This window comes from Trujillonella endophytica (genome assembly GCF_900110555.1).
Classification (GTDB): Bacteria; Actinomycetota; Actinomycetes; order Mycobacteriales; family Geodermatophilaceae; genus Trujillonella; species Trujillonella endophytica.
In genome coordinates this window covers 36,354-61,433 of sequence record NZ_FOEE01000005.1, presented here as the reverse complement: position 1 = coordinate 61,433, position 25,080 = coordinate 36,354, and the positions used below count along the sequence as shown (strand labels likewise).

24 protein-coding genes are annotated in these 25,080 nt (G+C 75.8%); 13 read left to right on the top strand and 11 right to left on the bottom strand.

Features of this window, described 5'->3' with window-relative positions; translation table 11 throughout:
- Positions 1 to 31: 31 nt before the first annotated feature.
- The 3 genes from BMY88_RS09455 to BMY88_RS23360 all read right to left on the bottom strand — a co-directional run bounded on the left by BMY88_RS09455 (position 32) and on the right by BMY88_RS23360 (position 3,436).
- Positions 32 to 418 carry a hypothetical protein gene (locus BMY88_RS09455; RefSeq protein ID WP_139220446.1) on the bottom strand — a complete coding sequence of 129 codons (387 nt, stop codon included), beginning with the start codon at positions 416 to 418 and terminating at the stop codon, positions 32 to 34.
- A gap of 288 nt (positions 419 to 706) precedes the next feature.
- Positions 707 to 2,485: a DUF4389 domain-containing protein gene (locus BMY88_RS09450; protein ID WP_091942491.1), complete on the bottom strand. Its 1,779-nt coding sequence runs from the start codon at positions 2,483 to 2,485 to the stop codon at positions 707 to 709.
- 42 nt (positions 2,486 to 2,527) lie between these two features.
- Positions 2,528 to 3,436, bottom strand: a complete 909-nt coding sequence (locus BMY88_RS23360; RefSeq protein WP_170861032.1) for a universal stress protein — start codon at positions 3,434 to 3,436, stop codon at positions 2,528 to 2,530.
- Positions 3,437 to 3,747: 311 nt separating this feature from the next.
- On the opposite strand from BMY88_RS23360, the gene BMY88_RS23355 reads away from it, so the two are divergent.
- The 5 genes from BMY88_RS23355 (at position 3,748) to BMY88_RS09420 (ending at position 7,817) form a co-directional block, all read left to right on the top strand.
- On the top strand, positions 3,748 to 4,422 hold the full coding sequence (locus BMY88_RS23355) for an SRPBCC family protein (RefSeq protein WP_139220443.1): 675 nt from the start codon (positions 3,748 to 3,750) through the stop codon (positions 4,420 to 4,422).
- Positions 4,423 to 4,556: 134 nt separating this feature from the next.
- Positions 4,557 to 5,192 (top strand): CBS domain-containing protein, encoded by a 636-nt coding sequence (locus BMY88_RS09435; protein WP_091942488.1) that lies wholly within the window; start codon positions 4,557 to 4,559, stop codon positions 5,190 to 5,192.
- Entirely contained in the window at positions 5,189 to 5,743 is a 555-nt protein-coding gene (locus tag BMY88_RS09430; protein WP_091942486.1) for a flavodoxin domain-containing protein, read from the top strand. The genes BMY88_RS09435 and BMY88_RS09430 overlap by 4 nt, the downstream gene beginning before the upstream one ends.
- Complete coding sequence (locus tag BMY88_RS09425) at positions 5,743 to 6,150, top strand: pyridoxamine 5'-phosphate oxidase family protein (protein WP_091942484.1); 408 nt, start codon at positions 5,743 to 5,745, stop codon at positions 6,148 to 6,150. Before BMY88_RS09430 ends, BMY88_RS09425 begins: the two co-directional genes overlap by 1 nt.
- 62 nt (positions 6,151 to 6,212) lie before the next feature.
- Positions 6,213 to 7,817 (top strand): GAF domain-containing sensor histidine kinase, encoded by a 1,605-nt coding sequence (locus BMY88_RS09420; RefSeq protein ID WP_091942482.1) that lies wholly within the window; start codon positions 6,213 to 6,215, stop codon positions 7,815 to 7,817.
- 7 nt (positions 7,818 to 7,824) lie between these two features.
- On the opposite strand, the gene BMY88_RS09415 is transcribed toward BMY88_RS09420, so the two are convergent.
- Positions 7,825 to 8,514, bottom strand: coding sequence for a response regulator (locus tag BMY88_RS09415; RefSeq protein ID WP_280138710.1), 690 nt, complete (start codon positions 8,512 to 8,514; stop codon positions 7,825 to 7,827).
- A 202-nt stretch (positions 8,515 to 8,716) separates the two neighbouring features.
- On the opposite strand from BMY88_RS09415, the gene BMY88_RS09410 reads away from it, so the two are divergent.
- The 4 genes from BMY88_RS09410 to BMY88_RS09395 all read left to right on the top strand — a co-directional run bounded on the left by BMY88_RS09410 (position 8,717) and on the right by BMY88_RS09395 (position 13,936).
- Positions 8,717 to 9,316: a flavodoxin domain-containing protein gene (locus BMY88_RS09410; protein ID WP_091942480.1), complete on the top strand. Its 600-nt coding sequence runs from the start codon at positions 8,717 to 8,719 to the stop codon at positions 9,314 to 9,316.
- Positions 9,310 to 10,305: an Acg family FMN-binding oxidoreductase gene (locus BMY88_RS09405; RefSeq protein WP_091942478.1), complete on the top strand. Its 996-nt coding sequence runs from the start codon at positions 9,310 to 9,312 to the stop codon at positions 10,303 to 10,305. The genes BMY88_RS09410 and BMY88_RS09405 overlap by 7 nt, the downstream gene beginning before the upstream one ends.
- Positions 10,306 to 10,379: 74 nt before the next feature.
- Positions 10,380 to 12,818 carry a phosphoketolase family protein gene (locus BMY88_RS09400; RefSeq protein WP_091942476.1) on the top strand — a complete coding sequence of 813 codons (2,439 nt, stop codon included), beginning with the start codon at positions 10,380 to 10,382 and terminating at the stop codon, positions 12,816 to 12,818.
- Positions 12,815 to 13,936, top strand: coding sequence for an acetate/propionate family kinase (locus BMY88_RS09395; RefSeq protein ID WP_091942866.1), 1,122 nt, complete (start codon positions 12,815 to 12,817; stop codon positions 13,934 to 13,936). Before BMY88_RS09400 ends, BMY88_RS09395 begins: the two co-directional genes overlap by 4 nt.
- 12 nt (positions 13,937 to 13,948) lie before the next feature.
- Here the strand turns inward: BMY88_RS09395 and BMY88_RS09390 are convergent, their stop codons facing one another.
- The 4 genes from BMY88_RS09390 to BMY88_RS09375 form a co-directional block, all read right to left on the bottom strand.
- Complete coding sequence (locus tag BMY88_RS09390; RefSeq protein WP_091942474.1) at positions 13,949 to 14,446, bottom strand: hypothetical protein; 498 nt, start codon at positions 14,444 to 14,446, stop codon at positions 13,949 to 13,951.
- Between the two features lie 122 nt (positions 14,447 to 14,568).
- Positions 14,569 to 14,925, bottom strand: a complete 357-nt coding sequence (locus tag BMY88_RS09385) for a hypothetical protein (RefSeq protein ID WP_139220442.1) — start codon at positions 14,923 to 14,925, stop codon at positions 14,569 to 14,571.
- Between the two features lie 139 nt (positions 14,926 to 15,064).
- Complete coding sequence (locus BMY88_RS09380) at positions 15,065 to 16,690, bottom strand: thiamine pyrophosphate-binding protein (protein WP_091942470.1); 1,626 nt, start codon at positions 16,688 to 16,690, stop codon at positions 15,065 to 15,067.
- Positions 16,690 to 17,463 carry a cyclase family protein gene (locus BMY88_RS09375; protein ID WP_091942468.1) on the bottom strand — a complete coding sequence of 258 codons (774 nt, stop codon included), beginning with the start codon at positions 17,461 to 17,463 and terminating at the stop codon, positions 16,690 to 16,692. Before BMY88_RS09375 ends, BMY88_RS09380 begins: the two co-directional genes overlap by 1 nt.
- Before the next feature lie 244 nt (positions 17,464 to 17,707).
- Between BMY88_RS09375 and BMY88_RS09370 the strand changes: the two genes are divergently transcribed.
- Positions 17,708 to 19,114, top strand: a complete 1,407-nt coding sequence (locus BMY88_RS09370; protein ID WP_091942466.1) for an ATP-binding protein — start codon at positions 17,708 to 17,710, stop codon at positions 19,112 to 19,114.
- Between the two features lie 18 nt (positions 19,115 to 19,132).
- Here the strand turns inward: BMY88_RS09370 and BMY88_RS09365 are convergent, their stop codons facing one another.
- On the bottom strand, positions 19,133 to 19,966 hold the full coding sequence (locus tag BMY88_RS09365) for an IclR family transcriptional regulator (protein ID WP_170861031.1): 834 nt from the start codon (positions 19,964 to 19,966) through the stop codon (positions 19,133 to 19,135).
- Between the two features lie 224 nt (positions 19,967 to 20,190).
- On the opposite strand from BMY88_RS09365, the gene BMY88_RS09360 reads away from it, so the two are divergent.
- From BMY88_RS09360 to BMY88_RS09350, 3 genes are all read left to right on the top strand, one after another.
- Entirely contained in the window at positions 20,191 to 21,000 is an 810-nt protein-coding gene (locus BMY88_RS09360) for an SDR family NAD(P)-dependent oxidoreductase (RefSeq protein WP_091942464.1), read from the top strand.
- Positions 21,001 to 21,046: 46 nt separating this feature from the next.
- Complete coding sequence (locus BMY88_RS09355) at positions 21,047 to 23,008, top strand: flavin-containing monooxygenase (RefSeq protein WP_091942462.1); 1,962 nt, start codon at positions 21,047 to 21,049, stop codon at positions 23,006 to 23,008.
- A 136-nt stretch (positions 23,009 to 23,144) separates the two neighbouring features.
- Positions 23,145 to 23,375, top strand: coding sequence for a GyrI-like domain-containing protein (locus BMY88_RS09350; RefSeq protein ID WP_244524559.1), 231 nt, complete (start codon positions 23,145 to 23,147; stop codon positions 23,373 to 23,375).
- 24 nt (positions 23,376 to 23,399) lie between these two features.
- Here BMY88_RS09350 and BMY88_RS09345 read toward each other — a convergent pair whose 3' ends face one another.
- Together BMY88_RS09345 and BMY88_RS09340 are read right to left on the bottom strand one after the other, a co-directional pair.
- Positions 23,400 to 24,245 (bottom strand): amidohydrolase family protein, encoded by an 846-nt coding sequence (locus tag BMY88_RS09345; RefSeq protein WP_091942460.1) that lies wholly within the window; start codon positions 24,243 to 24,245, stop codon positions 23,400 to 23,402.
- 51 nt (positions 24,246 to 24,296) lie between these two features.
- Positions 24,297 to 25,067 (bottom strand): SDR family NAD(P)-dependent oxidoreductase, encoded by a 771-nt coding sequence (locus BMY88_RS09340; protein WP_091942458.1) that lies wholly within the window; start codon positions 25,065 to 25,067, stop codon positions 24,297 to 24,299.
- Positions 25,068 to 25,080: the final 13 nt, after the last annotated feature.

Here is a 25,080-nt window from a genome sequence, read left to right as displayed (position 1 = left end):
AAGGGCCTAGCGCGTGGCCGGCCGGCAGGCTTCACAGCCGCCAGGACACCTGCACGCGGTCAGGGTCGAGGGCTTGGGCTCCTCGGGTGCCGGGAGCGATGGTGATCGAGGCGACGAGGGTGCGGAGGATCGCCGCCTGCCGGTCGAGGTTGAGGTCCGACCAGTTGCGGCGAAGCGAGTCCCCGTTGCCCAGGCCGGTGAGGGCGTCGGTTCTGGTGATCTGCGCCAGGCGGCGTTCGATGTTGTGCACACGGCTCTCGACGGGGACGCGCGCCATCTCCCACTGCCGCCGGTCGATACGTCGGGTCCCGAACTGCTCGGCGAGATAGTCCAGCGTCTCCCGCTCTTCCGCCAACTCCGCAGCCATCGCTGACGCCTCGGCGTCGACGCTGCCACGCCCGGCAATGGCGTCAGCCACGGCCGGGCTGTCCAAGAAGACGCACATGCGCGGCTGGACCTACGCCATGACCCCCGCCGGCACCCTCACCGTCACCACCCCGACCGGCATCACCCGGACCAGCCGGCCGCCCCGAGTCCGGCACGCCGCTTCGGCGCGCAGCCGATCCCCCGGCACCGGCGATCCACCCGACCTGCCCCTCACCACACCCCGGGTTCTCGCCACCCGCCCCGGCCGACTACCCGAGCCCGGCGCGGACCCCCACGACGACCCGCCACCGTTTCTGATAGGTCACGGCGGGCGCGCGCGTCAGGTGTCGGGGCCGGTCCGGCCGGAGTAGGCCGGGCTGTCCGCGCCGCCCCCGGATCCCGGACCGACCGCCGGCGATCCGGGTGCCGGTGCCGACGGGGATCCGGCTGCTGCTGGGGGTCCCGCCGACGGGGATCCGGGTGCTGCTGGCGGTCCCGCCGACGGTGGCGGCGGCGGAGGCGCTGCGCCGGCCGGCAGCGGCGGCGGGGGCGCCGAACCGGAGGCCCACCCGGCCGGCGGCGGCAGCGACCGCGCCCGGTGCACGGCCAGTCCGACCAGGAGGCCGCCGGCCAGCCCGAGCACGAGACCGACGCCCAGCAGCGCCACGGAGAACCAGGTCAGCCCCGGCAGCTCCGCGCCCGCACGCACCTCGGCCCGGATCCCGGCCCCGCCGTCGGCGCGCATCACCACGACCGTCCAGTCGCCCTCGGTCGGGCGCCAGTCCAGCACCTGGGTGCCGCTGCCGGACGCGGAGACGGTCCACACGTCGGCCTCCGCGGGCGGGGTCGCCGGCGCCCCACCCGGGACGTCGGTCAGGCCGCGGAGCACCTCGTCCTCGCCGTCCCGCCGGATGACCAGGTCGTCGAGCTCGCTGCGCCCCACGCCGTCGAGGTACCGGGCGACCTCCGCGGTCCGCCCGAGCCCGACGAACAGCTCGTCGCCGTCGTCGGCCGGGGTGACCTCGAGCCGGGCCGTGCCGAGGAGCTCGTCGACGACCCAGTCCAGGCCGTCGCCCTCGAGGAGCAGGTCGTCGGTGGCGACGGCGTACCGCTCGGAGTCGAGGTCGGCGTCGGGCGAGACGAGCCGGCCGTCCTCGCGCTGGGTCTGGTCCGCCCACAGGAGGGTGCCGCCGGCGCCGAGGACCCCCGTCGCGGTCACCAGCAGCAGCGCGCCGATCACCAGCGTGACCACCCGCCCGGCCGGCCAGCTGCTCGCCGACGACGACGGCTGCAGCGCCTGCGGCGGCACCGGGTACTGCGGCGATCCCGCCGCCGTCGCCCCGGCGCTCCCCGCCGGGCCCGCCGCGGGTGCGACGGCGGGGTAGCCGGCGGGCTGCGCGGCGCCGCCCCCCGCCGGGCCGGCCGGGTCGGGACCTGCGGGCAGCGAGCCGGGGTCGGTGCCGCCCATGTCCATCCGGAACGGCGGGTAGACGTCGGTCATCAGCGAGACGTAGGCCGCGACGCGCAGGGCCCAGCGGTCCATGCCGATCACGAAGTCGTAGATCGGGCGCGGGTAGCTGCCCGTGAACAGCAGCACCACCCCGGCCACGAACACCAGCAGCGCCACCAGGCCGCCGAAGCCCCAGCCGTCGTCCCACACGCCGTCGGACCCGGCGCCCAGCCAGATCCCGCCGCCGACCAGCACGGCGAGCACCACGTAGTGCGGCAGCGCCAGCAGCCACCACTTGACCAGCACCAGGCCGCGGGAGAGCCGCTCCGGATAGGGCACGGACAGGTGCGCGGGGTGGCCGGGCACCTCGGCGAGGGTGAACGGCGGATAGCGGTCGGTGCCCAGCGCGCCGTAGCCGTAGTGGTGCACCCGCCACGTCCAGCGCAGCACCCCGACGTTGTAGTCGAACAGCGCCCGCGGGTACCGGGCGGTGATCAGGATGGCGAAGAACGCGATCACGCCGACCACCGCGAAGCCCAGCCACAGGAAGGTCAGCACGACGTAGTGCGGGATCAGCAGCAGCCACTTCACCAGCCACAGCCACCGCGACAGGGACTCGTCCAGCGACGCGTCGACCCGCACGGGATAGGGCTTGCGGTATTCGGTCACGCCGTCCTCCCCTCCTCCGACCGTCCCCACGGGGCCGGTGCGTCAGCGCGCGGCCGCGGCGGCCGCCGACGCCGGCCTGCCCGCACCCGGCGCCCGCTCGGCGTGCACGACCATGACCGGGCACGGCGCATGGACGGCGCAGTGCAGCGCCACCGAGCCGAGCAGCATCCCCGCGAGGCGGCTGCGGCTGTGGCTGCCGACCACCAGGAGCGCGGCGCCGTCGGCGATGCGGGTCAGCACCTCCGCCGGCGACCCCTCCTCCACGAGCAGCCGCACGGGCACGTCGGGGCCGAGCACCTCGGCGACGACCTGCTCGGCGCTCTGCTGGACCTGCGCGCGGGCCTCGGCCGTCGGGGGCAGCGCCACCGCGTGCACCTCGCTCCAGTAGGCGATCGGCTGCAGCGCCGCGACCACCTCGAGCCGGGCGCCCAGCCGGCGCGCCTCCCCGGCCGCCCGCGCCAGCGCGGCCCGGGACATCGCCGAGTCGTCGAGGCCGACGACGACGCGGGGCGGCGGCTGGACGGCACCGGGGTGCACGACCACGACCGGGCACGGCGCGTGCGCGACGCAGTGCAGCGCCACCGAGCCGAGCAGGGTGCTGCGCAACCCGCCCCGGCCGCGGCTGCCGACGACGAGCAGCTGGGCCCCCTCCGCCTGCGCGACGAGGTGCTCCGCCGCGGCCCCGCCGCCGACGACGACCTCGGCGGCGACCTCGGCGGCGCCGGGGACCGCGGCGACCGCCGGGTCCTGGCGGGCCTCGGCCAGCGCCGCCGCGACCAGGTCCGCCGTGTCCCGCCGGACGTCGTCCAGGCGGCCGGTGTCGGCCAGGTAGGGGTCGGTCCAGTAGAAGTCCACCGGGTAGGAGCTCACCAGCTCCAGCGAGGCGCCGGCCTGCCCCGCGGCGGCGAGCGCCCACACCAGGGCCGCGCGGGCGCCGGGTGACCCGTCCACGCCCACGACCCACCGCGGGCCCCCCGTCCCACCGTGCCCGTTGCCGGCCGGGGGTGTCTCCTGCGTCGCCACCGTCGTCCTCGACTCCCTGCCCGGCGCGCGCCGGGCTCGGGCCCACCCTCCGGCGCGGCCGCCCGCCGGGCCGCAGGCCGACGTCCCCGGGAGTGGGGCCCTTCGTCCTTCCGGACCAGGGCCCTCGGACCGGCCCTCGGCCCGCGAACCGGACCTAGCGTCGCCGGAGTGACCACGTCCACGTCCGAGCGGGCCGCCACGGGCGTCCTCGGCCGGCCGCGCACCGCCGGGGCCGCCCGATGATCGGCGCGCTCGCGACCGCGACCGGCGCGGCCGCGCTGACCACGCAGCTCCTGCACGCCACCCGGGACTGGGGCGCGACCCACGGCGAGGCGGCCGCGGTCCTGCCCGGCGACGAGCTCGTCCCCGGCCCGACCGAGCGGACCACCCTCGCCGTGACCGTCGAGGCGCCCGCCGAGGCCGTGTGGCCGTGGCTGGTGCAGATCGGCCACGGCCGCGGCGGCATGTACAGCTACGACCGGCTGGAGAACCTCCTCGGCCTGGACATCCACTCCACCGACGCGATCCGCGAGGAATGGCAGCACCTGGCCGCCGGCGACCGCGTCGTCGTGGTGCCCGAGGGCTACGGGCCGATGCCCGCCGGCTACTCCTTCCCGGTGGCGCAGGTGCTCCCCGGCCGGGCGCTCGTGCTGCGCCAGGCACCCCCGGAGCACCCGTGGAACTCCGTCTGGTCCTTCCACCTCCGCCCGCACGGCCGCGGCCGGTGCCGGCTGCTGTCCCGATCGGTCACCCAGCGCCCGCCCGGCCTCGGGCTCCGCGTGGCGACCCGGGCGATGGAGCCGGTCACGCTCGTCATGACCCGCCGGATGCTGCGCGGCATCGCCGAGCGCGCCGAGCGGCGCGCCGCCGCCCCGGACCCCGTCCCCGCCGCGACGGCACCCGGCGCCCGGTGACCGGCAGCCGGGTCGACGGGCCGGACGTCCCCAGCCGCAGGGACCAGGGTCATCCGCGCGCCTGTCCGGCGACCCTGGGGGCCGGTGCGGCGGCTGCCTAGCGTCGATCCGGGACCCGAGCCGAGGAGGAACCCGTGCAGGTGAGGGACGTCATGACCCGCCAGGTCGTCACGGTGGGGCCGGAGACCTCGGTCAAGTACGCCGGGGAGGTGCTGGCCGAGCACGGGTTCGCGGCGCTGCCGGTGGTGGACGACGAGAGCCGGCTGGTCGGCATCGTGGCCGAGGCCGACGTCCTGCGCGACCGGGTGCCGCGCGATCCCCGGCTGCACCTGCGCCGGGAGACCGAGGAGGACCGGGTGCTGCCGCTGCTGGTGCGCGGGGTGATGACCGACGGCGTCCGCACCGTGGACCCGACCGCCGACGTGTCCGACGTGGCCGGCCTGCTCGTCGAGGAGCGGCTGCGCAGCGTGCCGGTGGTGGACGGCGAGCAGCTGGTCGGCATCGTCAGCCGCCGCGACCTGCTGAAGGCCCTCGTCCGCACCGACGACGCGATCCGGGCCGACCTGACCGACCTCGTGGAGCGCTACACAGGGGAGGTGGGCGCCTGGGACGTCGCGGTCGCCGAGGGCGTCGCGACCGTGCGGCGCGCCCGCGGGGAGTCGCAGGACCCGCCGGGCACCGAGGAGCGGGCCCTGTCGGCGCTGGCCCGCACCGTGGGGGGCGTCGTCGCCGTCGACATCCTGCCCCCGCGCACGGCAGGTGGCCGGTGACGCCGGTCCGGGTGCTGGTGGCGGTGGCCAGCCGGCACGGCGCCACCCGCGAGATCGCCGCGGCCCTCGCGCGGGACCTCGCGGCCGGCGGCCACGACCTGCACGCCACCGCCGTCCCCGTCGAGCAGCACCCGGATCCGGCTCGCTACGACGCCGTCGTGCTCGGCAGCGCCGTGTACGGCGGCTCCTGGCTGCCCGCGGCGCGCGAGTTCGCCACGGCCTCCGCGGCGGCGCTGCGCAGCCGGCCCCTGTGGCTGTTCTCCAGCGGGCCCATCGGATCACCGCCGTTCCCGGACGCCGAGCCCTACGACATCGCCACGATGACGGCGCTGCTGGACCCGCGCGGCACCCGCGTGCTGCCCGGCCGGCTGGAGCCGGCGCTGCTCGGTTTCGCCGAGCGGGCCGTCGTCACGGCGATGCGCGCCCCCGTGGGCGACGCCCGCGACTGGGCCCTGGTCAGGGAGTGGGCGGGCGAGATCGCCGGCGCCCTGGCCGTGTCCGGGCCGGCCGTGCCCGCCCCCTCGCCGGCCCCGACGCCCCGCCCCGGCTGATGTCGACCGGCCCCGCGCTCGACGCGCTCTCCGCCGCCGACTGCCGTCGGTTGCTGGCGTCGATGCCCCTCGGCCGGCTGGCCTTCACCGTCGGGGCGCTGCCCACCATCCAGCCCGTGCACTTCGTCGTCCGGGGCGAGGAGGTGCTCATCCCCGCGCGCCGGGGCGGGCGGGTGGAGGCAGCCAGCCGGGGCGCGGTCCTGGCCTTCGAGGTCGACGAGTACGACGCGGCCACGCGGACCGGCTGGAGCGTGACCGTGATCGGCCCCTCCTACGTGCTCGGGGATCCCGCCGCGCTCGCCGGGCTCGGGGACGCGGGCCTCGTCCCCTGGGCACCCGCCCCGGACGCGTGCGTGGTCGCCGTCCGCATCGCCCTGATCAGCGGACAGCAGGTCTCGCCTGGTTGACCCGCGCCTCCGGTGGTGCCAGCGTCCCTCGGGCACGGGGGTGCACCACAGGGGACGAGGCGATGCAGGACGACGACCTCCCGCCCGGTTCGGCGCCGGCGCGGGACCTGCTGTCGGGGATGCGGCTGGCCGAGCTGCTCGCCGAGGTCCAGGAGCGGCTGCAGACCGTCGCCCACACCCAGGAGCGCGTGCAGGGCCTGCTCGACGCGTTCCTCACCGTGTCCACCGGGCTGGACCTGGACGCGACGCTGCGCCGGATCGTCGAGGCCGCGATCGGGCTGGTCGACGCCCGCTACGGCGCGCTCGGGGTGCTCGGCGGGGACGGCGGCCTGTCCGCCTTCGTCCACGTCGGGATGGACGACGCCGTCGCCGCCCGGCTGCCGCACCTCCCCGAGGGCCTGGGCGTGCTGGGGCAGGTCACCACCGAGCCGGTGCCGCTGCGCATCGCGGACCTGTCCACCCATCCGGCGTCCGTCGGCTTCCCCCAGGGGCATCCGCCGATGCGCAGCTTCCTCGGCGTCCCCGTCCTCGTCCGGGGCGAGGTCTACGGGAACCTCTACCTGACCGAGAAGGGCGAGGGCGAGTTCACCGCCGAGGACGAGGCGGTGCTCACCGCCCTGGCCGGGGCGGCCGGCATCGCCATCGACAACGCCCGGCTCTTCGCCGAGGCGGAGGTGCGCCGCCGATGGACCGCCGCGGCCGGTGACGTGCGCGAGCGCCTGCTCGGCGACGCCGCGCCCGAGGCGGCGCTGGACCTGATCGTCCACCGCGTCCGGGAGCTGACCGGCGCCGACGCGGCCTGGCTCGTCGTCGGACCGGATCCCGTCGACGGCTCCGTGGAGTACCGCGCCCACGCCGGCGACCCGCCCGACGAGGCGGACCCGTCCGCCGGCTGGGGGCCGCAGATCGCCGTGCCCCTCTCCGGCGGCACGTCCGCGGACGCCCAGCTCGTCGCCGCGCGGCGGGCCGGCGGGGAACCCTTCGCCGCGTCGCTCGCGCCGCTGGTCGGCGCGTTCGCCGACCAGATGGCCGTGGCGCTCGACCTGGCCGCCCGGCAGCGCACCGCCCGCCGGCTCGACGTCTTCGAGGACCGCGACCGGATCGCCCGCGACCTGCACGACCTGGTGATCCAGCGGGTGTTCGCCGCGGGGCTGAGCCTGCAGTCGGTGCTGCCGCGGGTGGCCGATCCGGAGGCGCGGCACCGGATCAGCGACGTCGTCACCCAGCTCGACGGGACCGTCCGGGACATCCGGACCACGATCTTCGACCTGCACACCGCCGACGACGCGAGGGGCGGGCTGCGCCGGCGCATCCTCGACGTGGTGACCGAGACCGCGGGCACCGTCCTGTCCCCCACCGTGCGGATGTCCGGCGCGGTCGATGCGCTGGTCGTCGGGGAGCTCGCCGCCGACGTGGAGGCGGTCGTCCGCGAGGCGGTGTCCAACGCCACCCGGCACTCGGGCGCCCGGCACGTCACCGTGACCCTCGACGTCACCGACGAGGTGGTGGTCGAGGTCGTGGACGACGGCCGGGGCATCGATCCGCGGGCCGCCCGCAGCGGGCTGCGCAACCTCGCCGACCGGGCCACCCGGCGCTGCGGCGGGACGAGCATCGAGGCCGTCCCCGAGGGCGGCACCCGCCTGCGGTGGTGGGCGCCGCTGCGCTGACGCGCGGTCAGCGCAGGGGCGGCGCGGAGCCGGAGCCGGAGCCGCGCAGCTCGGTGGCCAGCACCGCCGCCTGCGTGCGGCGCTCCAGCCCCAGCTTCGCCAGCAGGTGCGACACGTAGTTCTTGACGGTCTTCTCAGCCAGGAACATGCGCTCGCCGATCTGCCGGTTGGTCAGCCCCTCCCCGATGAGCTGCAGGACGGTGCGCTCCTGCTCGCTCAGCTTGGCCAGCGGGCCGGTGGGCTCGGCGGAGCGGCGCATCCGCTCGAGGACGGCGGTGGTGGCGGTCGGGTCGAGCAGCGACCCGCCGGCGGCCACGGTCCGGACGGCGGCGACGAGGTCCTGACCGAGGATCTGCTTCAGCAGGTACCCCGACGCGCCGGCCATGATCGCCTCGAACAGCGCCTCGTCGTCGCTGTAGCTCGTCAGCATGATCACCCGCAGCTCGGGCAGGAGCGAGCGCACGTCGCGGCAGACCGAGACCCCGTCGCCGTCGGGCAGGCGCACGTCCAGGATCGCGACGTCGGGCCGCAGCGCGGGGATGCGGGCGACCGCCTCCGCCGCGGTCTTGGCCTCGCCCACCACCGCCAGGCCCGGATCGCTCTGGAGCAGGTCGGCGACTCCCCGGCGGACGATCTCGTGGTCGTCCAGGAGGAAGACCCGGATGGGCTCTCCGGCTCCGTCGGGCGATGGCTGCACCGAGGCACTCCCTCCCGGCCGCCGGCGCGGCCGTCCGACCACCGGGTTCCCCGGCGGTGTGCTCCCCGAGGCTAGGGCCACGGTGCCCGCCGGCGTGCGGTCGAAGGTCCCGTGCCCGATGTCGTGCGCGGGCGACCTCCGTCTCCGCGGCGCGTGGCCTCCGCCCCTCGCGGTCGGGCTCCCGCGCCGCCACGGTGGGCGCATGGCGAACCCCGGGAGGCGCGTCCTCGTCGCCTCCGCCAGCGCCGGCGGCTCGACGGCGGAGGTCGCCGAGCGCATCGCGGCCCGGCTCCGGGCCTCGCTCGAGGTGGAGGTCCGCCCGGCGGGGCCGGCGCCGGCCGCCGACCTCGACCGGTTCGACGCCTTCGTGGTCGGCAGCGCCGTGCACGACATGGCCTGGCTGCCTCCGGCCCGCGAGCTGCTGCAGCTGCTCGCCCCGGTGCTGGGCGAGCGCCCGGTCTGGCTGTTCAGCGTGGCCGGCATCGACCCGTCCGGCCGGGTGCGGAGGTGGCTGGCGCGCCAGGAGGTCGCCCGCATCGCGCAGGGGCTCCCCCGGGACCTCCGGCCCCGGGAGCACCGGGCCTTCGGGGGCGTCGTCCGCATGGACGGCGTCCCCCTGTGGGGCCGGCTGTTCTACCGGCTGGCCCGCCAGCGCGCCGGCGACCACCGCGACTGGGCCGCCATCGAGTCCTGGGCCGACGACATCGCCGCCGCCCTGAGGCCCGCGCCCGCGCCCGCCACATCCGCCCCCGCCGCGCCCGATCCTGCTCCGCCCCGCCCGACCCGGAGGAACCCGTGCTGACGACCCACCTCGACCGGCCCACCGCCCGCGCCGCGGTCGCCCTGGCCAACCGCGCGCCGTCGGTGCACAACTCCCAGCCCTGGCGGTGGCGGATCGGCCCGTCGAGCGTCCACCTGTTCGCCGATCCCGACCGCGCCCTGCCCCTCACCGACCCGGAGGGCCGCGGGCTCCTGGTCAGCTGCGGAGCCGCCCTGCACCACCTGCGCGTCGCGCTGCTCGCCGCGGGCCTGGGCGGCCCGGTGCACCGGCTGCCCGACCCCGCGCACCCCCGCCACCTGGCGTCGATCGAGCCGTCCCCCGCGGAGCCGACCCCCGACGACCTCGGCCTCGCCCGCGCGATCGAGACGCGGCGCAGCGACCGGCGCGTCTTCTCGACCTGGCCGGTGCCGCCGGAGTTCCTCGACGACCTCGTGCGGGCCGCGGCCGGCGAGGGGGCGGCCCTCGTCGTCCTCGATCCGGGCCGCCGGTGGGAGGCCGCCCGGCTGATCGAGCGCGCGGCGGTCGAGCAGGCGCTGACCCCGGGCCTGGCGCAGGAGGTCGCGCTCTGGACCGGCCGGGCGCGCGGCGCACCGGACGGCGTTCCCGCGGCCAACGTGCCGGGCGACGGAACGGCCGCCGTGCCCGTGCGGCACTTCGCCGGCCGGGAGATGGACCAGAGCGAGCTGGGCCATGAGGAGGCCGACGGCACCGAGCTCGCCGTGCTGGTCACCGACGGGGACACGCCGGAGGACCGCCTGCGGGCCGGGGAGGCGCTCAGCGCGGTGCTGCTGCGGGCGACCGCGACCGGCCTGGCCACCGATCCGATCAGCCAGCCGCTGGAGGTCGAGGCGACCCGCGACCGGCTGGCCGCCGACTGCCTGCCCTCGGGCCGGCATCCCCAGGTGCTGCTGCGCCTGGGCTGGGCGCCGGTCAGCGCCACGCCGGTGCCGGCCACCGGACGGCGCCCGGTCGACGAGACCATCGACCCGTTCGACGCGCCCTGGGCATGACCCGCATCCCACGGCCCTCCCGCGCCGCGGGTCCGGGGTTGCCCCGCCCGGACGTTCTCCGCTGGGATCGCCCGATGGACGCCGTACTCGCCCGGACCCACTCCCCGACCGGCCCGCTCCCCGCGGAGGAGCTGGCCGCCCTCGACGCCTGGTGGCGGGCGGCCAACTACCTCTCGGTCGGGCAGATCTACCTGATGGGCAATCCGCTGCTGGCCGAACCGCTGCTCCCCGAGCACGTCAAGCCGCGGCTGCTCGGGCACTGGGGCACGACGCCCGGCCTCAACTTCGTGTACGCCCACCTCAACCGCGCCATCCGCGCCCGCGACCTGGACATGGTCTACGTGATGGGGCCGGGCCACGGCGGGCCCGGCCCGGTGGCGGCCGCCTGGCTCGAGGGCACCTACAGCGAGGTCTACCCCGAGGTGTCGCAGGACGAGGCCGGGATGGCCCGGCTGTTCACCCAGTTCTCCTTCCCGGGCGGGATCCCCAGCCACGTCGCCCCGGAGACCCCGGGCTCCATCCACGAGGGCGGCGAGCTCGGCTACGCGCTGTCGCACGCCTACGGCGCGGCCTTCGACAACCCGGGGCTGGTGGTGGCCGCGGTCATCGGCGACGGCGAGGCGGAGACCGGCCCGCTGGCGGCCAGCTGGCACGCCAACAAGTTCGCCGACCCGGTCACCGACGGCGCGGTCCTGCCGATCCTGCACCTGAACGGCTACAAGATCGCCAACCCGACGGTGCTGGCCCGCATCCCGCGCGCGGAGCTGCTCGAGCTGATGCGCGGCTACGGCCACGAGCCGTACCTCGTCGAGGGCGACGACCCGGCGACGATGCACCAGCAGTTCGCCGCGACCCTGGACCGCTGCCTGGACGACATCGCCGCGATCCAGCGCGCGGCCAGGGAGGACGGCGTCGTCGCGCGGCCGCGCTGGCCGATGATCGTGCTGGCCTCGCCCAAGGGCTGGACCGGCCCGGAGGTGGTCGACGGGCTGCAGGTGGAGGGCACCTGGCGCTCGCACCAGGTGCCGTTCAAGAACGCGCGGGAGGACGACGGGCACCGCGCCGTCCTCGAGCAGTGGCTGCGCAGCTACCGCCCCGAGGAGCTCTTCGACGACTCCGGCGCCCCCGTGCCCGCCGTCCGCGATTTGCACCCCGTGGGCACCCGGCGGATGAGCGCCAATCCGCACGCCAACGGCGGGGAGCTCCTCACGTCCCTGCGGATGCCGGACTTCCGCGAGTACGCCGTCGACGTCCCCGCGCCCGGCACCGGCGCGGTCGAGTCGACCCGGGTGCTCGGGGAGTTCCTCCGCGACGTGATGCGGGAGAACATGACCAACTTCCGGGTGTTCGCCCCGGACGAGAACAACTCCAACCGGCTGGGCGCGGTGCTCGAGGCCACCGACCGCGCCTGGATGGCCGAGCGGCTGCCCGGGGACGACCACCTGGCCCCCGGTGGCCGGGTCATGGAGATCCTGTCCGAGCACACCTGCCAGGGCTGGCTGGAGGGCTACCTGCTCACCGGCCGGCACGGCTTCTTCTCCTGCTACGAGGCGTTCATCCACATCGTCGACTCGATGGTCAACCAGCACGCCAAGTGGCTGAAGACCACCAACGGCATCCCGTGGCGGCGCCCCATCGCCTCGCTGAACTACCTGCTCACGTCGCACGTGTGGCGCCAGGACCACAACGGCTTCTCCCACCAGGACCCCGGCTTCATCGACCACGTGGTCAACAAGAAGGCCGACGTCATCCGGGTCTACCTGCCGCCGGACGCCAACACGCTGCTGTCCGTGGTCGACCACTGCCTGCGCAGCCGGCAGTACGTCAACGTCGTCGTCGCGGGCAAGCAGCCGGCGCTGCAGTTCCTCGACATCGACGCCGCGGTGGAGCACTGCACCAAGGGCATCGGGGTCTGGTCCTGGGCCAGCACCGACGCGGGCACCGAGCCCGACGTCGTCCTGGGCTGCGCCGGCGACGTGCCGACCATGGAGACCCTCGCGGCGGTCCAGCTCCTGCGCGGCTGGTTCCCCGACCTGCGCATCCGGGTGGTCAACGTCGTCGACCTGATGCGCCTGCAGGACGACCGCGAGCACCCGCACGGTCTCTCCGACCGGGAGTTCGACGCCTACTTCACGGCCGACAAGCCGGTCATCTTCGCCTACCACGGCTATCCGTGGCTCATCCACCGGCTGACCTACCGGCGCACCAACCACGACAACTTCCACGTGCGCGGCTACGTCGAGGAGGGGACGACGACGACGCCGTTCGACATCTGCGTGATGAACCGGATCGACCGCTACGACCTGGCCATCGACGTGATCGACCGGGTGCCCCGCCTGCGCGACGTCGGCGCGCACGCGCGGGACCGGCTGCGCGACCTGCTCACCGAGCACCGGCGGTACGTGCGCACGCACGGCATCGACCTGCCCGAGATCCGCGACTGGCAGTGGTCACCGGCCGCCGGGCCGACGACCTCCGGCGGCGACCCGCTGCGCGAGCCGGACGCGGGATGAGGGTCCTCGTCGTCAACGCCGGTTCCAGCAGCCTCAAGCTCACCCGCCTGGACGCCGCCGGCGCGGTCACCGCCGCGACGACGGTGGAGCGCTGGCAGGGCACCGGCCACCTGGAGCCGCTGGCGGAGTTCCTCGCCGGCTGCGGCCCGGTCGACGCCGTCGGCCACCGCGTCGTCCACGGCGGCTCCCGGCACACCGGGCCCACCGTGGTCGACACCCTGCTGCCCGTGTACCTGTCCTCGATCAGCCATCTCGCGCCGATCCACAACCCCCGCGCGGTCGCCGGGATCGAGGCCACCGGCGAACTGCTGGGCGACGTGCCCGCCGTGGCCTGCTTCGACACCACCTTCCACACGACCCTGCCGCCCGCGGCCCGCACCTACGCCCTGCCGCGGGAGTGGAACGCGCGGTGGGACCTGCGCCGCTACGGCTTCCACGGGCTCTCGCACGCGCACGCCGCCCGGCGCGGGGCGGAGCTGGTCGGGCGGCCCCTCGATGACCTGCGGATCGTCTCCTGCCACCTCGGCGCGGGCGCCTCGCTGGCGGCGGTCCTCGGCGGGGTGTCGGTGGACACCACCATGGGGTTCACGCCCCTGGCCGGGCTGGTCATGAACACCCGCCCCGGCACCCTCGACCCCGGTCTCCTGCTCTGGCCGCTCGCGCACGGCCGGGTCCCGGAACCCGAGCTCGCCGACGTGCTCGATCACCACTCCGGGTTGAAGGGGCTGTCGGGGACCTCCGGGGATCTCCGCGACGTCCTGGCCGGCCGCGCCGCCGGCGACCCCGACTGCGCGCTGGCCTTCGACGTCTACGTGCACCGGCTGGTGCGCGAGATCGCCGGCATGACCGCCGCCACGGGCGGCCTGGACCTGCTGGTGATGACCGGTGGCGTGGGCGAGCACGCGTGGCAGGTCCGCGAGGCCGCTGGCGACGCGCTCGCCCACCTCGGCGTGGCACTGGACCCGGGGCGCAACCGGGCCGCCGACGCCGACGCCGACGTCGGCGCGGCCGGCGCAGCGGTCCGCACCGTGGTCGTCACCGCCCGGGAGGACCTCGAGATCCGCCGGCAGGTGCTGGAACTGCTCGCCCCCGGCGGGCGGCCGGACCGGCCCCGGTAGCGAGGGCGGCGCTCAGCCGAGGACCGACTCCAGCGTCGTGGCGGCCAGCAGCCGGGCCCACCAGGGCCGCCGCCCGGCGGGCGCGGTCGAGGTCGGCTGCCGGCGCCACAGCCGGCGCGCGGGGCGGACCGCCATGCGCCCGCCCTTCATGCTCACCCAGCCACCGGGGCCCATCGTCACGTCGGCCCGGGCCGCGCCGGGGCGCGCCGCGAGCTGCCGCGCGACCAGGACGGCGCCCACCACCAGCTCCGCGGTGGTCAGCACCCGGGTCGCGTCGACGACGGGATGCCAGCGGACCCCGCCGTCGCGGAGCACGAAGGCGCCCAGCGGCCGGCCGCCGGACAGCGACGCGTCCAGGCGCCGCCGCTGCGGGTCGCCGCCGTCGGCCCGGGTGGCACGGTGGGTGCGCACGGCGGCAGCGGGGACGACGGTGACGCCGTCCCGCTCGACCGGCCGGCCGAACGCCAGTTCCTCGCGCACCCCGTCCCCGGCGGCGCTCGTCTGGGTCATCGGACCTCCCGGGGTCTCGGCGGACGGCCGCGTCCACGCTGGCACGGTCGCCGCCCGGGAGGCCGGGGCCGGAGGTCCTCCGCCGCCGGGCCCTCCGACCGGGGCGCGGCGGGCGGGGGAACTCAGCGGTCGCGCAGCCTCCGCCACCACGGCCGCCGGCGCGCCCCGGCCGGCGCCGGGGCCGGGTCCGTGGCCGCCCCGCCGGAGGGCTGGGACCCGCCCGCCGGAGCCGTCGGGGTGGTCGAGGTGGTCGGCCGGTGGGCGTCCGCGTCCCGGGGACGGCGGGGCGCGGGGATCGTGCCCCGCCGGGCCGCCTCCTCCGTGCGCGCGTGCGCGAGGTACTGCTGCAGCACCAGCGGATCGGCGCGGTGGCCGCGGGCGAGGACGTCGTGCCGCGCCTCCCACTCGGCGGCCAGCTTCTCCGCGGTGCTCATGTCGGCCGGTGGGGGAACCGGCGGTCGGGACGAGGGAGTGGTCATGATCTGTCCTCCGGGATGCGGTCCGGCGGCCTCCAGGGTCCTCCTCCGCACCGCCGGGCGGGAGGGCCCACGGTCCCGGTCGGCCGCCACGCACCGACCCGCCACACGCCGACCCGCCCGTCGCCGGGCCGCGCGGCGCTCAGTGGCCGCGGAACGCCTCCTCCAGCCACCACGACGGCTCGTCGCGGGTCACCTTCGCGTCCACGAGCAGGGGTGCGGTGCGGGGCCCCGCGAGCCACTCCCCCACCGCCGCGAGGTCGCCCGGCTCCCGCACCGGAACCGACGCGAACCCGTGGCCGCGGGCGATCGCGGCGAAGTCGGTCTCGGGGAACCGCACCGTGTCCAGCGGGTGACCGGCCGGGCCGAAGTGGTGCACCTCCGCGCCGTAGCCGGCGTCGTCGTAGACCACGACCACCATCGGCAGGCCCAGCCGGACGACGGTCTCCAGCTCCGCGGCACCCATCAGCGCCCCGCCGTCGCCCAGGGCCGCGACCGGCAGGCGGTCGGGCCGGGCCAGGGCCGCGCCGATCGCCGTGGCCAGCCCCAGGCCCACCGACTGGAAGGCCTGGGTGAAGCAGAACCCGGCCTCGTCGGGCACGTCGAGGAACATGCTCGGGTAGCCCATGAAGTTGCCGGAGTCGACCGCGACGACGCGCTCGGCCGGCAGCAGGTCGTCCAGGGCGATCGTCAGGGTGCGCGGGTCGATGCGGCCCCGCCCGCCGGCGTCGGCGAAGGGCTCGTCCCGCCAGCGCCCGCGCCCGGCGAGGGCCCGGCGGACCTCCGGCGTCCGGTAGCCCGCCGGCGTGCCGGGCAGCAGGGCCGTCGCGGCCCGGGCCACCGCCCCGACGTCGCCCACGACGCCGAGGTCGATCCGCCGCTGCGCCCCCAGCGCGTCGTCCTCGAGGTCCACCTGGACGACGGCGGCGTCGTCGGCGATCAGCCGCCCGTGCCGGGTGGTCCACATGTTCAGCGCGCAGCCCCAGCCGACGACGAGGTCGGCCCCGGAGACGAGCTCGGCGGCCAGCGGGGTGGCGAAGCCGCCGGAGACGTCGAGGTCCCAGGGCAGGCCGCGGAAGAGCCCCCTGGCCACCGCCGACGTGGCCAGCAGGGCGCCGCAGCGGTCGGCCAGCTCCACCAGCTCGGACCGGGCTCCGCGGGCGCCGCGGCCGGCGACGAAGACGGGGCGCCGGGCGCTGCGCAGGGCCTCGGCCAGGCGCGCCACGGCGGCCGGGTCGGGCGGGGGCGGCGCCGGGGGATCCGGCACGGCGACGGGTCCGGCCGGCGCCTGCTCGGCCTGCACGTCCAGCGGCAGGTTGAGGACGACGACGCGACGGCCGCCCCGCGCGACGGCGACCGCCTCGGCGGCCACGGCGACGGCGTCGGCCGCGGATCCGATCCGCATCGGCACCGCCCCGACCGCCGCGGCGAGCGCGGGCTGGTCGACGAAGAAGTTGGACCGCCGCGAGGTCGCCTCCCCGGTCACCACCACCAGCGGGGTGCGGCTCTTGGCCGCCTCCGTGATCCCGGTCAGCGCGTTGGTGAAGCCGCAGCCCTGGTGCACGCTGAGCCCGGCCACGCGCCCGCTGGTGCGCGCGTACGCGTCGGCCATCGTGGCCGCGCCGCCCTCGTGCCGGGCCGCGACGTAGCGGGCGCCCGCGCCGACCATCGCGGTGGTGGTCAGGAAGTTGCCCGACCCCACCACCCCGAAGACGGTGTCGACGCCGCAGCGGACGAGGGTCTCCCCGACCGCCCGTGCGACGTCCATCAGCGCTCGACCAGGGCCAGCACCCGCGCGGGGGAACCGGACCCCGACACGATCGGCAGCGGCGCCGCCACCACCACAGCGCCGGTCGGCGGGAGCCGGTCGAGGTTCTGAAGCTGGGTCAGCCCGTACTTGCCGCTGCCCATGAGCGCGGCGTGGCAGGGGAAGGGCGGCTCGAAGGAGTGCGCCGCGCCGGCGTCGGTGCCGACGGTCTCGACCCCCAGGCCCAGGACCGGTGCGTCCTCGGCCAGCCACCGGGCGCACGCGGGCGAGATCCCGGGGGTGTGCGGCCCGGTCTCGTCGGCGTTGAGGAAGTCCTCCTGCGAGGCCGACCGGGCGTCCCAGCCCGTGCGGTAGAACAGCCAGCCGCCCTGTGGCAGCGGTCCGTGGGTGGCCTCCCACTCCCGGACGTGCTCGACCTCGAGGAGGAAGTCGGGGTCCTGCGCGACCCGGGCGGAGAAGTCCAGGACGGCGACCGGCGCGACCAGCCGGCGCACCGGCACCGAGGCCACGTCGTCGCCGTCCCGGCCGGTCACCCAGTGGTTCGGCGCGTCGAAGTGGGTCCCGGTGTGCTCGCCGGTCCGGAAGTTGTTCCAGTACCAGGCCGGGCCCCGGTCGTCGTACCGGCTGAGCTCCTCCAGCTCGAAGCGTGCGGTCTGCGCGAACTGCGGTGGCAGCGCGATGACCGGCGTCTCGGCCGACAGGGGTGCGGTGAGGTCGACGACCTCGACGGAGCCGGAGGCCAGGGCCTCGGCGAAGGTGGTCAGGAGCGACATCGGGGACCCTTCTGCAGGCGGGAGGCCAGCCAACCATCCCGCCGCGGTCCCCGGCCGGAGAGCTTCCCGAGCCGGGGGGCGCACGGCATGATCACGGCGCCCGCGGCCGCCGTCGCGGGGGCACGCACCGGCCGGGAGGGCCCCACCCGATGAGCAAGGCGACCATCCCGACCCCGCCGGTGGGCTCCGCCGTCGGCGGGGAAGCCCTGTCCGTCCGGCTCGTGCACCCGTACCTGGCGACGACGTGACCGGGCTCGAGGACCTGCGCGGCATCGGGCTCTTCGCCGGCACCGACGACGACCAGCTGCGCGCGCTCCTCGCCGCCGGCACCGAGGTCCCGTTCCGGGCCGGCGACGTCCTCTTCACCGAGAACTCCGCCGCCGACTCCTGGTGGGTGCTCCTGGACGGCGTCCTCGAGCTGGTCCGCCGGGTCGGGCGGGAGGAGACCCGGCTCGGGGCGATGGACGTCGCGGGGCGCTGGGCCGGGGGGTTCCGCGCGTGGGACGAGCACGGCGTCTACCTGGCCACCGGCCGGGCGACGACCGCCGGCCGCGTCCTGCGGGTCCCCGCGGAGGCGCTGCGCGCGCTGTGGGACACCTGCTTCCCGCTCGGCCTCTCGCTGATCGAGGGCGTGTCCCGGTCCGCCCGCAACTACGAGACCATGGCCCGGCAGCGGGAGGCGCTCGCGGCGCTGGGCACGCTCGCCGCCGGGCTCGCCCACGAGCTGAACAACCCGGCGGCCGCGGCCACCCGGGCCGTCGACGCCCTCGGCGGGGCGCTGGACGGGATGCTCTCCTCCCTCCAGCGGCTCGCCGCCGCCCCGGTGACCGCCGAGCAGTTCGCCGGCCTCGACGCGCTGCGCGCCGAGCTCGGCCCGCGCCCGGCCGGGAGCGCGATGGAGGTCGCCGATCGCGAGGACCGGGTGTCGGACTGGCTCGACGGGCACGACGTCGCCCGGCACTGGGAGCTGGCCGCGGCCCTCGCCTCCGCCGGGGCCGACGTCGACTGGTGCGAGCGGCTCGCCGCGGCGGTCGGGAAAAGCCGACTCGGCCCCGGCCTGGACTGGGTCGCGAGCACCCTGTCCGCGACCGGCCTGCTGGGTGAGGTCAAGGAGTCGACCCGCCGGATCTCCGACCTGATCGCGGCGATGCGGTCCTACTCCCAGCTGGACCGGGCCGCGATGCAGCAGACCGACCTCGTCGAGGGGCTGGAGAGCACGCTGGTGATGCTGTCCTTCCGCACTCCCGCCGGGGTGACCGTCGTCCGCGACTTCGACCCCCGCGTTCCCCGCATCGAGGCGCTCGCGGCCGAGCTCAACCAGGTGTGGACCAACCTCGTCGCCAACGCCCTCGACGCGATGGGTGGCAGCGGGACGCTCCGGGTCTCCACGCGGCTGGAGCAGGACGAGGTGGTCGTCGAGGTGGGCGACACCGGCTCGGGGATGGCGCCCGAGGTCGCGCGGCACGCGTTCGATCCGTTCTTCACCACCAAGGGCGTGGGTGAGGGCACCGGCCTGGGCCTGGACATCTCCCGGCGCATCGTCGACCGGCACCGCGGCGACATCGGCATCGAGCGGCGGCCGGGCGAGACGGTGCTGCGGGTCCGGCTGCCGATCGGGGCCGCGGCGCCCGGGGCCACGGCACCCGGCTGACCCGGACGCGGGCGGCGGTCAGGCCGTCCGCGCCGGTACCCGCCCGTGGATGGCCTCGGTGACCCGCGCCGCCGCGGTCGTGAGCTCCCGGGCGTAGGTCGACAGCTCGGTCGCGGGCAGCTGCTCGGGCAGCCCGACCAGGGTCAGCGCGAGCGCGACCGTGGCGTCGGGGCCGAAGACCGGGGCCACGACGTAGCTGATGCGGAAGGGCGCGGCCCCGCCCAGGCGGACGAGCGCGTCGTCCTCCGTGGCCAGCGTGCCCGCGAGCGCGTCGGGGCCGACCGCCGCGGCGTCGCCGGAGGCCGGCTGCAGCGCGGCGATGTAGCCGCGGCGCCGGATGTCGGCGACCGCCCGGCGCAACCGGTCCACCTCCTCCTCGCTGGCGTCGGAGTCCAGCCGGCGCAGCCACCGGTCGATGGCCTCCGGCGCCGCCCAGGCGAGGAACACCGTGCCGAAGGGCGGCACCAGGGGCAGCCGCTGCCCGACCGGGACGACGACGCTCAGCGGCGCTCCCGCGTTCGCGGTCGAGACGACGACGATCTCCTCCCCGACGACGGCGGTCGCGAGGCAGGCGGCGTTCAGCCGGGTGGCCAGGGCGCGCATCTCGTCACGGGCGACGTCCACGACGCCGAGGCTCTCCTCGGCGGCCCGCCCGAGGGCGATCAGCCCGGGCCCGAGGCGGTAGGTCGAGCGGCCCGGATGGCGCAGCACGAACCCGGCGTCGGCGAGCGACGCCAGCACCGCGTGGCAGGTCGCCTTGGACAGCTCCAGGCGGCGGGCCAGCTCCGACAGCGAGAACTCCTCCCCGCTGTGCGCGGCGAGGAACGTGAGCACCGAGACGGCTCGTCCCACACCCGGCGTCGTCCGCGCCACCTGCTCACTCCCCCTGCATCGCGGCGGCGTCCACGGGCCAGACAGTAGGCGAACGCGCGCTCGGGGCGAGCCGGCGACCGACCCGTTCGGGCGACGCCCGGGAGGCCTTGACGTGACCTGGGCCACGCGCGATAGTGGCCGGGGTCGCACAGTCGAACGGCTGTTCACCATATCGAACGACTGATGGACGACGAGGAGCGCAGATGATCGGCTTCGGGCTCGACGGACGACGGGCGCTGGTCTCGGGCGCCGGCTGGATCCCCGAGCGGGCCGGCCACGGCCGGGCGAGCGCCCGCAAGCTCGCCGAGGCCGGCGCGATCGTGGCCTGCGTCGACATCGACGAGGGCCGGGCGAAGGGCATCGTCGACGAGATCCTCGCCGAGGGCGGCCGGGCGTTCCCGGTCCTCGCGGACATGACCGTGCGCAGCGAGGTCGAGCGCGCCGTGGCCGAGGCGGTGGCCACGATGGGCGGCATCGACGTCTGCGTCGACATCATCGGCAAGGCGACCTGGAACCGGTCGGAAGAGCTCTCCGACGAGGACTGGACCTTCGCGATCCAGACCAACCTGACCCAGGTCTTCTACCTGTTCCAGGTCGTCGGCAAGCAGATGATCGCCCAGGGCACCGGCGGGTCGCTGGTCGCGCTGGCGTCCGTCGACGGCACGGTCGCCTCCCGGTACCACGCCGCCTACGGCGCCGCGAAGGCCGGCGTGATCTCGCTGGCCAAGACGTTCGCCGACGAGCTGGGCCGCCACGGCATCCGGGTCAACGCGGTCGCCCCCGGCAACGTGGGCAGCGGCAACGAGGACCAGGTCGAGGGCGTCTGGGCCGACAACGGCATCAACCCCCTCGCCGCGCCGCGCGGCACGGACGTCGCCAACGCGGTCCTGTTCCTCTCCTCCGCGCTCGCCGCCCGGATCACCGGGCAGACCCTGACGGTCGACGGCGGCGCCACCGTGCAGGCGCTCTGGGGCATGACCCCCGACGAGCTCGACCAGTTCCGCCGGTTCTGACCGCCGGCCCCCCACCCGGACACCCAGGACAGGAGACGGGACGGACGTGGACCTTCCCCAGAACGCGCGGGACCTGCGGGCCCAGGCACCGGTCGACGAGGACTTCCTCCGGCGGGCCGTCGAGGCGGCGGACCCCAACGCCCTGCGCGTGGCGCTGTACCAGGCCACCGGCGACCCGGAGCTCCTGGAGTTCGAGACCTACGTCGAGGTCCTCGACAAGGGGCACCTGAGCCGGCACTCCCGGCTCAACATCGTGGAGGCCGACCGCCCGGCCCTCCGGGAGAAGGCGGTCCGGTTCCTGCTGGAGCACCAGCACGCCCTGCACGAGGTGGACCCCGGCCCCGACGAGCTCACGTCGCTGATCAGCCTGGCGCTCGGCGGCCGCGAGCTGACCGGGCCGGAGGTCCCGGAGCTCCGCTCGATGGCCAGCTTCGACGACTACCCGCTGTTCGTCTCCGACTGGACCGACGGCCGGAAGCCGGAGCTGCCCGAGGACCTCGTGGTCGCGATCATCGGGACCGGGCACAGCGGGATCGCCATCGCCGTCCACCTGCAGAAGCTGGGCATCCCCTACGTCGTCTACGAGCGCCGTCCCGAGATCGGCGGCGTCTGGAGCATCAACCGGTACCCCGACATCCGCGTCGACACCATGAGCTCGACGTTCCAGCTGGCGTTCGTGAAGCGCTACCCGTGGACCGAGTACTTCGCCCGCGGCCCCGAGGTCCGCCAGTACATGCACGACGTGGCGGTCGACTTCGGCGTCCACGAGCACATCCGCTTCTCCCACGACGTGCGGTCGATGACCTTCGACGAGGAGACCTCGCGCTGGGACCTCGAGATCGTCCGCGACGGCGAGACCGTGCACACCTCGGTCTCCTACGTCGTCGCGGCGACCGGCCTGTTCTCGACGGCCAAGGACCTCGACGTCCCCGGAATCCGCGACTTCACCGGCGTGCGGACGCACACCACCGAGTGGCCGGACGACCTGTCGGTCGAGGGCCGGTCGGTCGCCGTCGTCGGCAACGGGTCCACCGGCGTGCAGCTGCTCGCCCGGATCGCCGAGGAGGCCAAGCAGGTCTACGTGCACGTGCGGACGCCCCAGTGGATCTCCCCGCAGATCCACTACGGCGAGCCGATCACCCCCGAGTTCCGCTGGCTGCTGGACCACATGCCCTACTACTGGAACTGGGACCGGTTCGTCTGGCTGGCCGCCTCCGGGGAGGCCGTCGGCGGCATGTTCGTGCCCGATCCGCAGTGGAAGGCCGGCGGTGGCCACTTCAGCGAGCTCAACGACTCGCTGCGGGCGCGGCTGACCCGCTACATCCGTGACCAGCTCGGCGACCGGGAGGACCTGGTCGCTGCGCTCACCCCGACGTACCCGCCGTGGGCGCGCCGGATGATCATCGACAACGACTGGTACAAGGCGCTGCTGCGCGACAACGTCGAGCTGGTCACCGAGCCCATCGACCACGTCGAGGCCGACGCCGTCGTCACGGCCGACGGCTGGCGTCGCGAGGTCGACGTCATCGTGGCCGCCGCCGGGTTCGACGTGACGAAGTACCTGTTCCCCATCCGGGCGGTCGGCCGGGGCGGCGTGAGCCTCGAGGAGAAGTGGGAGCGCGACGGCGTCGGGCCGCGGGCGTTCTGGAGCGTCACCGTCCCCGGCTTCCCGAACCTCTTCATCATGTACGGCCCGAACTCGCAGGGCGGCGCGGGCGGGGGCCTGTCGGCCATGCTCCAGCTCTGGACGACGCACATCGCCGGACTGATCATCCGCACCGTGGAGCGGGGCGCGAAGGAGATCGAGGTCAAGGACGACGTCTTCGAGGCGCACAACGCGGCGCTGGACGCCCGGACCTCGCAGATGATCTGGATGGACCCCGACTCCCGGGACCGCAACTACTACGTCAGCCACGGCCGCGTGCAGTCGATGAACGCCTGGGCCCCCGCCGAGCACTGGGCGGCCATGACCGACCCGGACCTCGACCGCGACTTCGACGTGCGGTGACGCCGGTCGTGGTGCAGCGGCCGCGCCGCGGTCAGGGGGCGATGGTCAGGGGGCGATGGCCAGGGCCGCGATGCGGTCCCCGGCCAGCGTGAACCGGTAGGCCAGGTCGACGACGCCGCCGGGGAAGACGACGGCCGTGGCCACCCACGTCGGCGCGCACGACGACATCGACGTCACCTACGGCGAGCTCGGCGCCTGGGTGGTCGAGCACCTGCTCGCGGTGGCCGGCCCGGTGCGCGAGACCTACCTCGTCGGCCCCCGTGACACCGCGCAGCCGGCCGCGTGGCGCACCGAGATCGGCTGGCCGGTGTTCTCCGTGGCGTCCGGCCGGTCCGGCGCCGTGCACCGGGACGCGCCGCGGCCCTGACGTCCGCAGGGCCGCGCGGGTGGCTCAGGAGAGGGAGGGTCCGGCAACGCCCGACGGCGACCAGCCGAGCAGCTGCCGTGCGGCGCGGCCGAGCACCCAGGCGCGCTCGTCCTCGGTGAGCAGGTCGCACTCGCGGACGTAGAAGAGGACGTCGGCCCAGGTGTGGGTCGGCCGCACCATGCTGGCGTCGCTGGCCCACAGCACCCGCTGCGGGCCGAAGGCGTCGACCGCCTCGCGCAGCGCCGCCTGCATCGGCGGGTACGGGAACTCCTCGGCCGGAAAGGCCAGGTTCGCGTGGCACCACTTGAGCGACACGTTCGGGTGCTCGGCCAGCCGCAGGACGGTTCCCCATGCCTCCCGCGACTTCACCAGACCCACGTGGTCGATCACGAAGCGGCAGTCGGGCACCTGCTCGAACCAGGGCGCCAGGTGCTCGCTCCGCCCGATGGTCTGCACGAAGACGGGCAGCCCGACCCGGGCCGCCTGCCGGAAGACCGGGGCATAGCCCCCGCCGTCGAGGTCCGCGAGCTCGTCCGGGCCGCAGATCGCGCGCAGCGCGACGCACCCCGGGTCATCGGCGCACTGCGCGACGAGCGACGCCAGTTCGGGGTCCCGGTGGTCCACCCGCAGCAGGTAGCGGAACCGGTCGGGGTGGCGCAGCGCCGCCACCCGCGCCGCCGCGGCGATCGGCCGCACCAGGCCGCCCGGCAGCCGGACCGACGGCATGCTGCCGTCGTCGCCGCCGAGGCCCCACGCCTCGTCGATCAGGACGCCGGCGATGCCGAGGGCGTCCATGACCGCCAGGCAGGCGTCGGCGTCCATGCGGTGGAACAGGTGGAGCTGGCTGTCCACCACGTCGTATCGGGGCACTGGTCGCTCCTGCGTCAGACGGCCGCCGGCCGGAGCCGGCAGGGACGTGGGTCAGTCACGGAAACCGAGACCTCCGTTGACGCTCCACACCTGGCCGGAGACCCAGTCGGCATCGTCGGAGAGGAGGAAGGCGATGGTGCGGGCGACGTCCTCCGGCTCGCCGAGGCGCCCCAGCGGGGTCCTCCCCCGGATCGACGCCTGCTGCGCCTCGGGGATGGCCACCCGCGCCGCCTCGCTCATGATCAGCCCCGGACTGACCGCGTTGGCGCGGACGCCGCGGCCGCCGTAGGTGTGCGCGATGTGCCGGGTGAGCACGTTGATCCCGGCCTTGGACGAGCCGTAGGCGACCCGCACGCTGTCGCCGACGTGGGCGTTGCCCGAGGTCACCGTGACGATCGAGCCGCCGCCGGCCTCGAACAGGTGCGGCAGCGCGCCCTTGAGGATCAGCGCGGTGCCGATCAGGTTGGCGCGCAGCGTGCGCTCCCAGACGGTCACGTCCATCTCCAGCAACCCGAGGTCGCGGCCGTTCACCTCCGGTGACAGGTCGGCGGCCACGGCCGCCACGCCGTCCAGGCCGCCGAGCACCTCGACCGCCTCGGCGACCAGGCGCTCGGTGCTGCCCTCGTCGTGCAGATCGAAGTAGCCGGCGGCGGCGCTGCCACCGGCGGCCACGACCTCCTGCGCGACGCGCCCGGCCCCCTCGACGTCGAGGTCACCGAGGAACAGGTGCGCCCCCTCCTCGCCCAGCCGGCGGGCCGTCGCCGCGCCGATCCCGCTCGCACTCCCCGCGACGAGGACCCGTCGCCCCTGCAGACCACGCATGATCGCTCTTCCT

Bases quoted from the DNA above. Each gene is read 5' to 3' on its own strand.
- BMY88_RS23355 (WP_139220443.1), top strand. From the start codon at position 3,748: ATGATCGGCGCGCTCGCGACCGCGACCGGCGCGGCCGCGCTGACCACG.
- BMY88_RS09400 (WP_091942476.1), top strand. From the start codon at position 10,380: ATGGACGCCGTACTCGCCCGGACCCACTCCCCGACCGGCCCGCTCCCC.
- BMY88_RS09340 (WP_091942458.1), bottom strand. From the start codon at position 25,067: ATGCGTGGTCTGCAGGGGCGACGGGTCCTCGTCGCGGGGAGTGCGAGC.
- BMY88_RS09395 (WP_091942866.1), top strand. From the start codon at position 12,815: ATGAGGGTCCTCGTCGTCAACGCCGGTTCCAGCAGCCTCAAGCTCACC.
- BMY88_RS09390 (WP_091942474.1), bottom strand. From the start codon at position 14,446: ATGACCCAGACGAGCGCCGCCGGGGACGGGGTGCGCGAGGAACTGGCG.
- BMY88_RS09380 (WP_091942470.1), bottom strand. From the start codon at position 16,690: ATGGACGTCGCACGGGCGGTCGGGGAGACCCTCGTCCGCTGCGGCGTC.
- BMY88_RS09425 (WP_091942484.1), top strand. From the start codon at position 5,743: ATGTCGACCGGCCCCGCGCTCGACGCGCTCTCCGCCGCCGACTGCCGT.
- BMY88_RS09385 (WP_139220442.1), bottom strand. From the start codon at position 14,925: ATGACCACTCCCTCGTCCCGACCGCCGGTTCCCCCACCGGCCGACATG.
- BMY88_RS09360 (WP_091942464.1), top strand. From the start codon at position 20,191: ATGATCGGCTTCGGGCTCGACGGACGACGGGCGCTGGTCTCGGGCGCC.
- BMY88_RS09410 (WP_091942480.1), top strand. From the start codon at position 8,717: ATGGCGAACCCCGGGAGGCGCGTCCTCGTCGCCTCCGCCAGCGCCGGC.
- BMY88_RS09375 (WP_091942468.1), bottom strand. From the start codon at position 17,463: ATGTCGCTCCTGACCACCTTCGCCGAGGCCCTGGCCTCCGGCTCCGTC.
- BMY88_RS09420 (WP_091942482.1), top strand. From the start codon at position 6,213: ATGCAGGACGACGACCTCCCGCCCGGTTCGGCGCCGGCGCGGGACCTG.